The organism is Paraburkholderia dipogonis, assembly GCF_042680985.1.
Classification (GTDB): Bacteria; Pseudomonadota; Gammaproteobacteria; order Burkholderiales; family Burkholderiaceae; genus Paraburkholderia; species Paraburkholderia phytofirmans.
In genome coordinates, this window is sequence record NZ_JBHUFR010000013.1 from 168,046 (window position 1) to 183,025 (window position 14,980).

At 58.9% G+C, this 14,980-nt stretch carries 12 protein-coding genes; 10 read left to right on the top strand and 2 right to left on the bottom strand.

What is annotated here, in order from left to right; genetic code table 11:
• Window positions 1-57 precede the first annotated feature (57 nt).
• The 8 genes from ACFSNN_RS18305 to ACFSNN_RS18340 all read left to right on the top strand — a co-directional run bounded on the left by ACFSNN_RS18305 (window position 58) and on the right by ACFSNN_RS18340 (window position 10,928).
• Window positions 58-282: a rubredoxin gene (locus ACFSNN_RS18305; protein WP_166799349.1), complete on the top strand. Its 225-nt coding sequence runs from the start codon at window positions 58-60 to the stop codon at window positions 280-282.
• A 199-nt stretch (window positions 283-481) separates the two neighbouring features.
• Window positions 482-1,849 (top strand): MFS transporter, encoded by a 1,368-nt coding sequence (locus ACFSNN_RS18310; RefSeq protein ID WP_244322926.1) that lies wholly within the window; start codon window positions 482-484, stop codon window positions 1,847-1,849.
• A 46-nt stretch (window positions 1,850-1,895) separates the two neighbouring features.
• Window positions 1,896-3,746: an NAD-binding protein gene (locus tag ACFSNN_RS18315; protein ID WP_134462697.1), complete on the top strand. Its 1,851-nt coding sequence runs from the start codon at window positions 1,896-1,898 to the stop codon at window positions 3,744-3,746.
• Between the two features lie 85 nt (window positions 3,747-3,831).
• Window positions 3,832-4,896, top strand: a complete 1,065-nt coding sequence (locus ACFSNN_RS18320; RefSeq protein ID WP_377764981.1) for an amidohydrolase family protein — start codon at window positions 3,832-3,834, stop codon at window positions 4,894-4,896.
• Between the two features lie 258 nt (window positions 4,897-5,154).
• Window positions 5,155-6,648, top strand: a complete 1,494-nt coding sequence (locus ACFSNN_RS18325) for an MmgE/PrpD family protein (protein ID WP_377688791.1) — start codon at window positions 5,155-5,157, stop codon at window positions 6,646-6,648.
• 100 nt (window positions 6,649-6,748) lie between these two features.
• Window positions 6,749-7,723, top strand: coding sequence for a Bug family tripartite tricarboxylate transporter substrate binding protein (locus ACFSNN_RS18330; protein WP_244322927.1), 975 nt, complete (start codon window positions 6,749-6,751; stop codon window positions 7,721-7,723).
• A gap of 20 nt (window positions 7,724-7,743) precedes the next feature.
• On the top strand, window positions 7,744-9,498 hold the full coding sequence (locus ACFSNN_RS18335; protein ID WP_134462703.1) for an NAD(P)-binding domain-containing protein: 1,755 nt from the start codon (window positions 7,744-7,746) through the stop codon (window positions 9,496-9,498).
• On the top strand, window positions 9,498-10,928 hold the full coding sequence (locus ACFSNN_RS18340; RefSeq protein WP_134465559.1) for an aldehyde dehydrogenase family protein: 1,431 nt from the start codon (window positions 9,498-9,500) through the stop codon (window positions 10,926-10,928). The genes ACFSNN_RS18335 and ACFSNN_RS18340 overlap by 1 nt, the downstream gene beginning before the upstream one ends.
• A gap of 266 nt (window positions 10,929-11,194) precedes the next feature.
• Here the strand turns inward: ACFSNN_RS18340 and ACFSNN_RS18345 are convergent, their stop codons facing one another.
• Entirely contained in the window at window positions 11,195-12,253 is a 1,059-nt protein-coding gene (locus tag ACFSNN_RS18345) for an amidohydrolase family protein (RefSeq protein WP_377688790.1), read from the bottom strand.
• A gap of 111 nt (window positions 12,254-12,364) precedes the next feature.
• Window positions 12,365-13,642 carry an MFS transporter gene (locus ACFSNN_RS18350; protein WP_244323068.1) on the bottom strand — a complete coding sequence of 426 codons (1,278 nt, stop codon included), beginning with the start codon at window positions 13,640-13,642 and terminating at the stop codon, window positions 12,365-12,367.
• Between ACFSNN_RS18350 and ACFSNN_RS18355 the strand changes: the two genes are divergently transcribed.
• Both ACFSNN_RS18355 and ACFSNN_RS18360 read left to right on the top strand, forming a co-directional pair.
• A complete protein-coding gene (locus ACFSNN_RS18355; RefSeq protein ID WP_244323100.1) occupies window positions 13,524-13,781 on the top strand; it encodes a hypothetical protein in 258 nt (85 codons plus the stop codon). The two genes, ACFSNN_RS18350 and ACFSNN_RS18355, sit on opposite strands and share 119 nt — an antisense overlap.
• Before the next feature lie 101 nt (window positions 13,782-13,882).
• Window positions 13,883-14,908 (top strand): NAD-dependent epimerase/dehydratase family protein, encoded by a 1,026-nt coding sequence (locus tag ACFSNN_RS18360; protein ID WP_134462707.1) that lies wholly within the window; start codon window positions 13,883-13,885, stop codon window positions 14,906-14,908.
• The last annotated feature ends 72 nt before the right edge of the window (window positions 14,909-14,980 follow it).

Sequence of the window (14,980 nt, forward strand, 5' to 3'; positions counted from 1 at the left end):
GATGGCCAGGCGTCCGTATGTGGCTGTCAGCGCTGGCGCGCTGTCATGGAGAGGATCATGATTGAACAGGTGAAAGAAGTGACGACGGAAATTGCTGCGCCCCAACCGCAGGCGGAATTCAGGATCTGGCAATGCGCATTGTGTGGCTTCATTTACGATGAGGCAGAAGGTCTGCCGTCGGAAGGCATTGCGCCGGGTACGCGTTGGGAAGACGTGCCGGCCGATTGGGTTTGCCCCGAGTGCTCGGTAGGTAAGGCCGATTTCGATATGGTGGAGGTCTAGGTCTTCAGAGAGAGGCGTCTGTGTCGTTCAGTGGCTGGGCGCAACCCGCACGCAACACCTGTAGCGGTTGTTAGCCGCACCGCAGGCACGAAAAGCATGCAGGCAATGGTTGAATGACGGCTTCAGGGCCTGTAGCGCCCGAAGCTGATAGTTCGCACAAAAACGACTCAGCCGCGTAGGACGGTTGAAGGAGACACCCATGAACCATTCAGTGCAGCCGCCCATCGACAAGTGGGGCGAAGGCATCGCAGGCAGTTCGGTGGTAACCGACCAGCAGATTCAGCATACATATCGCAAGGTTGCGTTCAGACTCGTGCCGTTTCTTTTTCTGTGCTGGGTCGTGAATTACCTTGACCGGGTCAACCTTGGCTTCGCGAAGATGTCGCTCTCCCAGGATCTCGCACTTTCCGACGCTGCTTACGGGTTGGGGGTCGGTCTGTTTTCGATTGGCTACGTGCTTTTCGAGGTGCCTAGCAATCTGATGCTCGAGAAGATCGGGGCAAGGCTCACCATGACCCGCATCATGGTTCTCTGGGGCGCAGTGACGTGTTCGATGATGTTCATCCATAACACCACCCAGTTTTACCTTGCGCGTATTCTTCTCGGTGCTGCCGAGGCTGGTTTCTACCCAGGGCTTCTTCTTTACCTGACCTACTGGTTCCCGTCGGCCCGACGCGCGCGGATCACTTCGCGGTTCCTGCTTTCGATCGCCGTTTCGGGAATCATCGGCGGCCCCATCGCCGGATGGATCCTTCACAGCTTCAACAATGTGGCGGGACTGCGTGACTGGCAGTGGCTTTTCCTGCTTGAGGGGCTGCCGGCGGTGCTGCTCGGCGTCATTGCATACTTCTATCTCGACGACAAGCCAAAGGACGCGAAGTGGCTGACCGAGACAGAAAGGCAGATCCTGATCGACAACATCCAGGCAGACAGGAATTTCAAGGGGGCGACGGGTCATCAGGGGCTGCTCGCGGTTCTTCGAGATCCAAGGGTCTACGTGGTTGTTCTCGCTTCTCTGGTTACGCCAATGCTTGGCATCGTGATGAATTACTGGATTCCCACCATCATTCATCGGGCAGGAGTGAAAGACATCCTGCATGTGGCGCTGCTTTCATCGATCCCGTCGATCTTCGGAGCAATCGGGATGATTTTGATCGCGCGGCATTCCGACAAGCACGTGGAAAGACGCTGGCACTACTTCTTCTCGATTTTGATCGGAGCAGTTGGCCTCGTGCTACTGCCTCAGGTGGGCGGCAACCCCGTGCTCACGATCGGATGCCTCTCGTTGCTCGGCATCGCCTACTACGCAGGTAGCACGATGTTCTGGACGATTCCGCCCGCATATTTTTCGGCTGCATCGGTCGCAGCGGGTATAGCGTTAATGAGCAGCCTCGGACAGGCAGGTTCGCTGCTCACGCCAACATGGCTCGGATGGCTCATGACGAATACCCACAGCATTGCGATCGGGTTGTACACCATTGCGGCAATCGCGCTCGCTGGAGGCGTGATCATTCTGGTCGGCGTGCCGGCCGCTGCGCTACGGGAACGTCAGGACACCTCGATTTGATCATCATCCCGGTTCCGGGGCATAAATTAACCACGGTAAACAGTGCATGGACACGGCAGAACTGAAAGCAGAATTCGATCTCAGCACGTCGATCGGGTTCATTGGGCTTGGCGCCATGGGAGCGCCAATGGCGCGCCACCTTGCCCGTCAGGGCTACAGGCTGGTCGTCAACGACTTCAACCGTTCCGCCGTCGATTCGGTCGTCGGGTACGGCGCGCGGGCGGTGGCCTCGCCCAGGGAAGTGGCAGATCAATGCAGTATTGTCCTGCTGTGTCTGCCTTCGTTGCCGGCCATCCGCGATGTCGTCTTCGGTGAAGCCGGTGTTGCCGGTGGTTCTGCGGTTCGCGTCGTGGTCGATTTTTCAACGACGGGAGCGAATTTCGCCAGTGAAGTCGCGGAAAAACTCGCGGCCCGTAATATTGCGCTGCTCGATTCGCCGATCACTGGAAACGTCACGACCGCAGGTAACGGCACATTGGGAATCATGTGCTCGGGGCCCCGCGTGGCATACGAAAAGGTCGCTGCAGTCATGGCGACGCTAGCCAGTGCCACGGTGCTCTATCTTGGTGAGGAGTCGGGCAAGGCGCAGACCCTTAAATTGCTGAACAACCTGCTGTCTGCGACGGGAATGGCGTCAACGTGCGAGGCGTTTATTCTGGGCGTCAAAGGTGGACTTGCGCCGCGACACATGCTCGAGATTATCAATTCGGGAGACGCGAGTTCCAGTGCCTCGCGGAACAAGTTCGCGCGTTCGGTGTTGCCCCGCCGCTTCGATTTCGGCGCACGGATGGCGATCACGGCGAAGGACATCAGTCTGTCCGTTGAGGAAGCGCAGAGTCGCGGCGTTCCAATGTGGGTGGCGCAGACCGTCCAGCAGATCTGGAAGTTCGCATCCACGCAGGGAGGATACGACCGCGATGGCACCTCCCTGATCACATACCTCGAACCGTGGGCCGGCATCGAGGTTTCCAGCCCCAATGAGGAGCCGTCCTGCCGGATCTCATTTGCTGAACCCGCGCATCGACCGCTGGTGTTGATCTGCGCGCTCGCGGATGTCCGCGAACTGGCCGACAGACTGGTCGCGTCAGGATACAGCAGCCAGCAGGACGATGAAGATCCACACATGATCCGTTTGGGATTGCCGTACGCCTCCCGGATCACCGTGACGCTTCTTGGCGTAGCGGAGGAACAATCTGAAGAGTCGATTGCGGTCGACGTCGTAGAGGCTGCTCATGATGGTGCCGCAGTTGTAAACATGTGTGCGATGGCCATGAGCAAGGCCGCCAGGATGAAGGCGCTGCTTGGTCCGGAGATCCCCTATTGCGACGCGCTGCATACCGGCACGCACCGCGAGATTACGGCAGGTGATGGCGTGGTCATCATGGGAGGGGACACGTTAGCCATTCAGGCCGCAGGCCACGTAATGGTGAATCTGTGCCGCGACGCCTACCAGATCGGCTCGGCGGCCGGCGCCGCACATCTGATGCTGAACATCCATGCGTCGCTGTTCGCAACGCTGCTGGCGGTCACGACCGAAGCGTACGTTGCCGGCGCCAAGGCAGGATTGACGCCCGGGCAGATGGCAAAAATCATGGGTATCGAGACAGGGCGCAACGCGGCAAGTGCGCGAATACTGCCTGGTGAGGTGGCAACACGTCACTTCAGCTACGGCTTCAGCTTAGGCGAGACGTTCGCACGACTTACTGCTGCGACCGACGAGGCGCGTCGACTCGGCGTGACGACCTGGATCTTCGACAAGGTACGGGGGATCTACGGTCTCGTACAGGCGTGCGCCTGCCCGACCGATGATGTCACGACCGTGGCCCGACAGTATGAGCGATGGGCCGGCGTTGAAGTGAGGAGTGCCGGATCGAGCGGTGTCGAGATGGATCAGTAGGACGTGCGCTACAAGGTGCACAACGGCTTCTCATCTTCAGTGAAACTGTCGTAAGGGTTGGTACAGCATGAACAGGTATGAAGTGATGCCGTCCTCCGGGACGGCAGGCGTTGCATTCAAAGGAACGACCCACCGTCAGATCGCCGAACTGGCGAAGTGGACCGACCTGGTGCGCGAAGAGGCACTTGAACCGGATCTTCCCATCATCGATCCGCATCATCACGTGTGGGATGACGAACGCGGACGGTACATGTCCGCAGAACTGATGAACGATCTGTCGAGTGGCCATCGTATCGAAGCGACGGTATTCGTGCAGTTCAAGTCCGGATACCGGAAAGAGGGCCCGGCGTCGATGCAGCCGGTTGGCGAGGTTGAGTTCGCGCGGTCGTTCGCGGATACCTGCGCGATTCAGAAGCCTGACGGGCCGCGACTGTGCGAAGGGATCATCGCTCACGCTGACCTGACGCTCGGAGACGAAGTGCAGGCCGTGCTCGACGCGATGGCAGAGGCCGGGGGCAAACGGCTCAAGGGTATCCGGCATGGCGCTACCTGGGACAGCGGCAGCGCCGGGTATGGGCGGACCTTCGCAAGGTCACATCTTCTCTCCGACGCAGCGTTCCGGCGCGGATTCGCAAGACTCGCTCCGATGGGACTCACGTTCGATGCGTGGCTTTTCTACCCGCAACTGCCTGACCTGGTCTCGCTTCTGCGTGACTATCCTGACATGCAGGTAGTCATGGATCATGCGGGGGGTGTCCTCGGCATCGATCCGCACACTGATCGTGCTGCAGTCTTCGAGACCTGGCGAAAGAACTTGAAGCAGGTCGCAAGTTGCCCGAACGTATCGGTCAAGATCGGTGGGCTGGGGATGCTTTACGCAGGATGGGATTTCCATCTTCGCGATACGCCGCCGTCCTCGGAAGATCTGGCAACCTGCTGGAGGCCATACGTCGAAACTTGCATAGACCTGTTTGGCCCCGAACGATGCATGTTCGAAAGCAACTTTCCGGTCGACAAGCAGACATGCGGCTACGGCGTTCTCTGGAATGCGTTCAAGCGGATCACCGAGCGCTTCTCGCTGTCAGAAAAACTGGCGCTCTACGGCGGCACGGCAGCGCAGGTCTACAGGCTTGAACAACCGATCGGGTGACGCAGTTGCAAGCGTCCCGTCCGCTGTATTACTGCGTGTTTAAGCCGCCACGGACGTCGGTGCAGACCAGATAGAAGGACCTGCTCTGGTCCCCGTCTGTATCGGCGCGATTCCGTTGGCCGGTCGGTAATTCAGGCGAGAGCCTTCACTTCCACGATCGACCTTTCCCAACTTCCCAACGTGAAGGATCGCAATCCTACGTCAAGCTTCTAAGTTTCGATCATCGGAACTAGTTTCTTTTATGTTGACGACGGTCCTGTGGCGGTCGTACAGTTAAATGAACGGGTTCCATCTGCACCAGCGTTAGTTCGCATCTGGAAAGGCGGACCCGACAGATTCGCCAGTCAGGGTGAGCAAAAAAATCAACAGGAGACGGATTTGTGTCATCGCACTGAAACAGTCGCTCAGAGCTACGGTCGGTTTATCGCGAACGCGGATCTCGCAAGCTTCCCGAGCGACGTCGCCGAATACGGAAAGATGCTGGTTGCCAGCACCCTGGCGAGCGCAGCGCTGGGATCGACGCTGCAATCGAGCAAACTGATCAGGCAACTCGAAAAGGAACGCGGTGGGTTCCCGGTCAGTACGGTCTGGTTCGGTGGATGGGACAGGTTGCCAGCTGTAGCCGCCGCGCGCCTGAACGGCCTCATGAGCGATGCGGCCGCGTCCGATGACAGTGATCTTCGCAACATCGTTCACAGTGGCACACAAGCCTGCGCGGCGGCTATCGCCGTTGGTGAAGCTTGCAAGGCAAGTGGGGCGCAGGTGCTGGAGGCGGTCATCGCGGGGTACGAAGTTGCGGGAAACATAAACACCGCAATGATCGGCGGACTGCAACGCAAGGGTTTCCATGGTTGTGTGGTCGCGACCTTCGCTGCGGCCGCAGCGGCGGCACGTCTGCTCAAGCTACAACCTGATCAGACAGCACATGCGCTGGTTCTCGCCGCGACGTCGGTGGGTGGTCTGCATGCGGTCGCTGCGACGAGCCTCGCGCGCGAGTACCACGCGGGCAATGCTGCAATGATGGGCGTGTCGGCGGCCGAAGCGGCAAAGCACGGATACACGGCGGATCTGGCTGGGTTCGAGATGCCGAGAGGGTTCTTCGACACGCTTGGCACGGGCAGCCATGCACAAGACGTCGTGGGGCAGCTAGGCCGAAGGTGGAGTCTGCAAACGGAACTGGGCATCAAACTGGTACCGGGGGGCTCTCCATTCCATGCGGTTGCGGAAGCCGCAGCGATCGCGGCGCAAGAGGGTGATCTTGATGTGGCCGACATCAAGGAAATCGAATTCACACTCCCCGACTATCCGTTTCCTGGGCCGAAGCATCCAACCGATTTGATCGGTATTGCCCATAGTCCCTTTTACTTTGCCGCCGCAGGGGCCGCAGACCGCGGGTATGGCTGGCAGCATGCCCTTCCTGAAAAGATCGCCGATCCGCGCATCCGCTCGCTCTTCGATCGTGTCACGCGGCTCGACTATGACGTTCCGAACAAGACCGGCTTCAAGAGCGGAGCGATTGTGCGGATAACGACGATTGATGGTGCGGTCCACGAAGCTTCTGTGCTGGCACCAAAGGGCGCAGCGGTTCGCGGCATTCACTGGGCCGAACTCAGGCAGAAGTACGAGGCGCTCATGCCATGCGGCGGGGTGAGCGCAAAGCATGTGGCGGCAAGCTTCAACCAGATCCAGGATATGAACGCGCTGACTTCCATCCGTGACCTGATCGACACAATAAAAGCGGATACGCCGTAGTGAGAGGAGACTTGCGCCGCATTGGCGCAATTGACTTAACTGTCGCGCAGCTCAGCTTTGATGGCCTGCAGCCGCGCGAAACTGAAGCGAGGAGACATAAGTGAAAACGTTGAACAAGGTTGTAATCGGGATGCTTGTCGCTGCGACCAGTGCTTTTTCGGGCATTGCTTCGTCGGCCGATTTCCCGTCCCGAACGATACGGATTATCGTTCCTGTTTCAGCCGGAGGTTGGGGCGACGTAACGACCCGCGTTTTTGCGCAAAAGCTTGGGGAAGTGCTCGGCCAGTCCGTACTCGTCGACAACCGGACTGGCGCGGGTGGATTGGTAGGTATTCGATACACGAAGGAGCAACCGGCGGACGGGTACACCCTGATGTCCACAGGGAGCACGATATCCATCCAGGAAGCGCTGAACAAGGAGCCGGGATTTGATGCCCTGAAAGACTTCACTCTGGTCGGGTCTTTCGCCCGTTCTCCCGCTCTTGTCGTCGCAGGTGCAAAGTCGAATTACAAGAGCTTCAGCGATCTCGTCGCAGATGCGAAAGCGCATCCAGGACAGATCAGCTATGGTTCGGCCGGCATCGGGACAACCACGCATATCGCTGCCGCGATGATGCTCAAACAGGCCAATCTCCAGATGCAACATGTTCCCTACAAGGGCAACGGCGCGGCCATGCCTGATGTAATCGCGGGACGGGTGAGCTTCATGATCGACGCATATGGCAGTAGCGCCGCCGGTCTTCACGGAGGACTTCTCAAGGCACTCGCCGTCACCAGCGATTCGCGTCTGCCCGTGCTCGCAGATGTGCCCACCACAGCCCAGCAAGGCCTGCCGGGCTTCACCTATTACTACTGGCTCGGACTGTTCGCGCCCGCAGGCACGCCTCCGGATGTCGTCAAGAAGCTGAATGACGCCATGGCGAAGGTGCTCAGTGATCCAGCCTTGAAGGCGAAACTGGAAGCTCAGGGCACTGAGCCGTTCTACAAAACCACCGCCGATTCTGCTTCGTTCCTGAAAAAAGATCTGACCGACAACCAGAACATGATCAAGACAATGGGAATTCCGAAGCAGTAGTCGCGTAAAGGCTAGGGGCAATGATGCGATCGGTCGTGTGTGTCGGAAAGCCATCAGGTAGGTGGTTGTGTGCGTTGCAGAAGCTCGATGCCTTGACGTGGATGAGCGCGGACGAAGAACGATGGAGCGCTGAGTTGTTGGCCCTCGATTCAGCGAGCGTTCTGATCTCCGCTGACGTGAGTCCTGAGTTCAGAAACCGGATTCTCACCGGCCGGAAGCCCGCATCGAACGTCGTAGTCGTTGTGCTGATTGACGAGTGTTCGCGCGAGGGGAACTCCTGTCTTGAGACGATTGCGCACCTACCGGTCGTATCTGCCGCATTGTCGCTCGATGAAACGGCTGGGGGACGAGTTTTTATGTCTGGTGACGTGATGGCGAGTGAAGTTGCTGCGCCGATCTTCGCGCAAATGTCGCTGGCGCCGGTTTATTGCGGAGCCCGTGCAGAGGACGCCCGATTGATCGCACTGATCCAGCACGCAATCTGCGCGCTCGGCCGCTTGGTAGTAATTGAAGCTGCCGGTATGGGCGTGCGTGCAGGTTTACCTGTCGACCTTGCTGCGTCGGTGATTGGTCGCAGCAGCGGCCGCAGCCGGCAGACAGAGATCTTTTTTGATGGTCTGATTCATCCGGATCGAGATGAAGCGTGCGAATCAGGGACCGTTGCGACGATGCTGGGCCACCTCGTCGATGTGGCAATGGCACTGGGCTTGCCGCTTCCCCTGACTTCAGCTGCCTTGGCTTTGTTAAGCCTGGAAACGGTCGATGACGTCGACGACGGGCGGCCTGGCGCCGATCCATTCGCCCGTTATGAACGACTCGTTGGACTACGAAGGGATCTGGTCGTCACTAGTAACGCGGATGAACCTGCGGGAGTCGATAGCCCGCCTTCGCCGGTTATAGGCTATGTCGGGCTGGGGGCAATGGGCAGTGCTCTGGCCATGCAGGCCCTGCGGGTTGCCCGGGAACTTCATGTTTACGATCCCGATCCGGCGAAGGTCGAACACCTGACGAGGCAAGGTGCACGCGCTGCTGCTGACGTCGCCTCTCTTGCTGCAGTTTGTGATCTGATCTTTCTTTGCGTTCCTAGCGCGAAAGAGGTTGAACAGATCCTCTTCGGCACCGATGGGATGTATGCGGCTCTGCATCGCGGAAAGATAGTGATCGACCAGACGACGTGTAGCCCCGCTGAAACCGTTCGCTTAGGCGAGCGACTCGCGGTTGCGGGAGTGGCGATGGTCGACGCTCCGGTGACGGGTGGGCCCGACGGAGCCCGAAACGGCGCTCTCATTACGATGTGCGGCGGACAGGATGCTGCGTTTTCCCGCGTGAGGCCGATACTTGAAGCGATGGGAGGCGAGGTTGTGTATTTCGGCGCGCCAGGTTCCGGGCAGGCAATCAAGCTTGTCAAAAATTCGCTTGGCGCGGGTAACCGGCTGATCATCTACGAGATGTTGTCGGTTGCAGCCGCTTCAGGTTTGCGGATCGACACGTTGCGCGCCGCTCTGTCGACGGGGGCGAGCGCCTCGGGCGCGCTTGACCGGATCTTGCACTCCATCATGACGGGTTCTCCTACGGCCGACGCGAGTCTGAGGACCGTGGTTAAAGATCAGCAACTGATCGGTCGCATGGGGCGTGCGACCGGGTCGCCTATACCCCTGCTTAATACGGCAAGGACGGTCCTCGAGGCGGGATCAAGAATGTTGGGACCGGCGGCGCAGATCGATGATCTCGGCCGCCTGTACGGAATTGAATCTTTTCAAGGAATCGAGAAATGATGAGGAAACTTGACCGGTTTTATATCGACGGAAAATGGACGAAGCCCGCAGGTACGGGTCTTTTCGAACTGATCAACCCCGCAACTGAAGAAGCGTATGGCCACGTTGCGCTCGGAAGCGCAGAAGATGTCGACGTGGCAGTCGCAGCAGCCCGGCGAGCGTTCTCATCCTTCTCCCGGTCGAAGAAGGAATGGCGGATGGAGCTGCTTGGCAACGTCGTCGAGTCGATGCTGAAACGCGAATCAGACCTGATGGATGCGGTAACCGAAGAGATGGGGGCGCCTGGCAGTCTGAAGGGGCAGACGGGCACCGCGATACAGGCCTTCCGTCAGGCAATTGTCACGTTACGTGACTACTCATTCGAGCAGATGCTTGGCGACAACGTGGTCCGCCGCGAGCCCATCGGGGTCTGTGGCCTCATCTCCGCATGGAATTGGCCTTTGCAGCTCATGTGCCAGAAGCTGGCATCGGCATTCGCAGCTGGTTGTACGGTTGTCGCGAAGCCGAGCGAATTCACGCCGCTCAGTGCTGTCGTCCTCGCAGAGGCACTTGACTCTGCGGGTGTGCCACCAGGCGTGTTTAATCTGGTGAATGGGGACGGTCCGACCGTTGGCGAGGCGATCTCGCGGCACGCCGGCATCGATATGGTCTCGTTCACCGGGTCCACGCGCGCTGGCGTGATGGTGGCTCAGGCTGCGGCCGGTACCGTGAAGCGGGTATGCCAGGAGTTGGGTGGAAAGTCCGCGAACATTATCTTTCCCGACGCGGATCTTGCGGCTGCTGCGCGATTCAATGTCTCTCGGGGTTTTTCGAATACGGGACAGTCGTGCCATTCGCCAACGCGCATGCTTGTATCGGAAACTCAGGCAGACAAACTGATAGCGTTGATCAAGGAACAAGCGCAATCAGTCAAGGTTGGCGATCCGAAGAACCCCGAAACCACCATTGGGCCTGTTGTCAACCGAGCGCAGTTCGAACGGGTTCAGCACTTCATCGAGCGCGGAATTGAAGAGGGCGCGACAGTCGTCACGGGCGGCCCGGGCCGTCCCGAGGGCATCGATAAGGGCTTTTTCATTCGACCAACGGTCTTTTCGGGCGTCAGCCGGGACATGACGATTGCGCAGGAAGAAATCTTCGGTCCCGTACTTTCCGTCATCAGCTATCGCGATATCGATGACGCCGTCGACATCGCCAACGGTACGCGCTACGGTCTGGGCGGCTATATCTTCTCTTCGAACCTGGAGCAGGCTCGTCGGGTCGCTGAGCGCATGCAGGCTGGCCGTATTTTCCTCAACGGCGCTCCGTCGAATAACGTTGCGCCGATGGGCGGCTACAAACAGTCCGGTAACGGCCGGGAAATGGGCGTCTTTGGACTCGAAGAATATCTGGAGGTCAAGGCAATGATCGGCTTTGCGAACTCCGCAGGATAACGCGGCCCCGATTCCGCCAGGGGGCGTGAAGAGACGCCGCCGGCGCGTCGGCAACTTGTGGTGTTGCAGGCGGTAAACGGAAGTTATGGCGCAAGACCCAAGGTTGACCGGCGCAAGTGCGCCGGTTTTTTTTGCGGGTAACACGCAAGTTGCGTCGCTTTTTGTCCATGCATATGCGGGGCAGGGATTGCAGTCCCACCGGCGATGGCGATAGCTATGGCCGGGCGCGGCTCGGTCCTTCTATGGGGGCGATGAGTGCCGCGACCTTATGCCGAACGCAGGACTTGGGGCGTATCGAGCCGATAGGTGCGTGCTGCAGTGCCTGAAAACAGATTCAGGCGCTCGGCAGCGGTGAGGTCGGCAGCGATCTTCTTGTAGGCGTTCCAGAGAACGCTGTAGCTGCACATCGCCTTGTCGACCGGGAAATTGCTCTCGAACATGCACCGCTCGGCACCAAACAACTCGATACAAAGCCGCATGTAAGGCTCCCATGCGTGGACCAGCTCGTCCGAAGACGGTGGTAATGGACGTTCGTGGAACCCGAAACCGGCGTAGCGCATGGCGAGCCCGCCAAGCTTCATGACAGTGTTCGGGAGGGCGGCGAGTTCCTGGACGCGTGCGCGCCACTCCTCGAAGACCTCCGCCCGCTTGTCTTTGTATGGGCCGATACCCAGTGGCCCCCCGGTGTGATTGATGATGACGATCAGATCGGGGTGGTCGCGGCAGAGGTCGGCAACATCGCCGAGTTGCGTGAAGAAAGCCCACAGGTCCAGTGTCAATCCCATTTTCTGGACTCGGGCAATAGCCGCTCTTGTCGACTTTGCCCTCAGTAGACCCTCAGGGTTGCTGACAGGCAGAATGTCGCGGCTCTCGTGCCAGACGACTGTCGGCCGTATGCCCTTGAACTGACCGGCGCCTGCGTCGGTATGCGCGTCGAGCACCGGCTGAACGTCGTCGCCGAGTTGCAAATCCACAGTGCCTATGATTCCGGCACACAGCCGAAGCGGCGCATGCGCAGTGTTCGTTGCCGCTGCGAGTTCCCGGACGAATTCTGTCTCGCCCACCGGCTTCAATGGTTCGGGGCCGTGCTCGCGATACATGCTTCGGCACTGCACATGTACGGTCGAAATGATGTTATGACCGGATGTGAAATCCGCGATGGCCTCGTTCGCGAGGTAGCGATCGCCAGGGTGGTCCCACAGGTGGTGGTGGGGATCCACGATCGCCAGTTCGGGATCGAGAAGGTCTTCTGACCGCAATGCCAGCCAGTCATGTCTCACAGACGGGTGTGCCTTGAGTACAGCGTCTATCGAATCGTCAGGCATGCGTGTTACCCATGACGCGAAAAGTGAGGACGGCAATTGCTTGTTACGTTATCCGGCTCGTCGAGCCGGGCAACGTAGCATTGCTTGCCGCGATGTGATTGACTGGGCAAGTCAGAGCGACGTTTTAACTTGCCGGTTTCCGGGCGTCGCGGTTGCGACTTTGTCCACCAGCGAGTAATGCGGTTTGCTAGCCATGATAGCAATCAGACTGACTACGCCAATAAGCACGGTGTAGCCGAAAAACACGCGGATGCCCCCGTTCTGGTAAGCAATCAACGCGGTTGCGATAATCGGCAGCGGGCCTCCGAAGATCGCGCCAGACGTCTGGTAGCCGGCCGAGATGCCCGTATAGCGCACCGATGTGGGGAACATGTCGGAAAACAATGACGCCTGTGAGCTGTGACATGCGGCATGACCGACGCCAAGAACCCAGATATAACCGGCAACCATGCCTGCATACGAGCGTGCTTCCACTGCCAGGCAGAATGGGATGGCACCCGCCAGAAGCGCAACGATGCCCCACACGAATACCTTGCGGCGACCGATCGCGTCGGCCAGCATGCCGTAGATCGGGATCGTCAGCATCTCGACTGCGGCCCCGATCGAGACTGCAATAAGCATGTCGGCCTGAGCAATCTTGAGCTTCGACACCGCGTACGACACCATCGCGACGGCACAGGTGTAGAAGAACGTGTTCGGCGCTGCTTGCGCAAACAGGACGCCGAGCAGTTGACGCGGGTACTCGCGCAATACGGTCATTACCGGTAGTTTTTCGATGTTGCCAGACGCTTTTGCCTTCACAAATGCGGGAGACTCGGCCACCCGGTTACGGATGTAGATGCCCACCATCAGCATGGCGGCACTCAGAATGAACGGAACACGCCAGCCCCATGCCATCAGCGCCTGCTTGTCGAGTGTCGTCATGGCTAGAAACGTAAGATTGCCGAGCAGCAGACCAAAAAACGCCGCGCTCTGCGGGACACTGCCGAACAGGCCGCGTCGCTTTTCGTCAGCATGCTCTACGACGGCTACGATTGCGCCTCCGTATTCGGCACCGGCCGACAGACCCTGTACGATCCGCAGCAGCACGAGCAGGACGGCGCCGATATATCCGGCGCTATCGTACGTCGGCAACAGTCCGATCAGCGTGGTGGCCGCGCCCATGATGACAAAGCTCCACAGGAGCGTTGTCTTGCGACCTACCTTGTCGCCCAGATGCCCGGCAATCACACCGCCGATCGGGCGGACCAGCCAGGCGGTCGCAAAGGTCATGAAGCCGAACATCGCGCCCATTGTCGGGTCGACAGCCGGGAAGAAGAGCTTATTCAGGAACAGGGCCGAAACCGTGCCGAAGATGAAAAAGTCATACCACTCGATCGTCGACCCGATGAACGTGGATGCGATGATGAGGCGTTTCTGCCGCGTCGTTGCCGATGCTGGACTTGCCATCGTTTGTCTCCGTGATTTTGATATCCGTTCGCGTGGTCGCGGTGGCTTCGCATCCCTCGACCAGGTGAACCAAATCTAGTCCGTTTTTTTGACAGGGTCAACTTTTCCAGAATTAGTTTCGAACAATGAAACTTCGTTGAAAGAAGTTTTGATTGTCATAATCGGGAGTGCGAGGGCAGCGTGAGGAAGCACGATGCGCTCATATCCGATTGCGACAATCATGAGGAACGGATTTTGAAAATACTTGTTACTGGCGGTGCAGGCTTTCTCGGCGCATACATTTTCGACGCCCTGACGCGAGCGGGGAGCGAGGTCCATGCGTATGACCGGGCGCAGGTTCCAGCCGATCTCGCGTGGGTCGCCAAGGGTTTGCCCGATGCGCTGATTCACGGCGAAATCGCAGACTTCGCTTCGCTGTCTTCGGCGTGCAGTAGCGTCAGGCCGGACGTCATTGTGCACGCGGCGGCGCGTGTGGGATTTGAGCCTTCGCTCGAAGACCCGAGCGGTTTCTACCAGACTAACGTGATGGGTTTCGTGAACGTCTGCGAAGTTGCGCGTGCGTTCGGTGTCCGGAAAGTCGTTCTGATTTCAAGCAACACTGCATGTCATGCCGGAGTCGGACCCGTGCAGAAAGAAACCGATCCAGCGTTTTCGATAGTGCGTGCAAATCCCTCCGCTCACTACGGCACTTCGAAGATGATTTCCGAGGCAATCGGAATGTCTTATGGTCAATTTCACGGCATCGATTTTCGGGCGCTTCGTGTTGCTGCCGTATACGGTTTTGGCATGCGGACACCGCTCTATATCAAGCCGATGATCGAGAATGCAGTCGACGGGCTCAAGACGACGTTCGCGACTGGGGGGCGAATGAAGCGGGATCTGACTCATGTGCTGGACGTAGGCCGGGCAGTTGCCGCAGCGGTTCACTTCGACGGCACGCAGCCCGGCCAGTCGCGCGTCATCAATATTGCAGCGGGGAACCTTGTGTCGCCGGCTGAGATCGCACGCATTGTGCGGGATATGGTGCCTGGCGCCGAGATTGACATCGGGGATACCTTGACGCCGCTAGAGGAGGAAAACCTCAAGTCGCGGGTGCCACTCGACATCGGAATGGCAAAGAATCTGCTGGGCTGGGCACCACAGTTCCAGATCGAACGCGGAATTGCCGAATACCTCGAGACCTACCGGAACTACAGGGAATCCTGACGGCGTCACGAACGCGGCGATGCCGGCGTATGGCCGTCATCTGTTTGTTTGGCGAACTGTTGCTTCAGCATG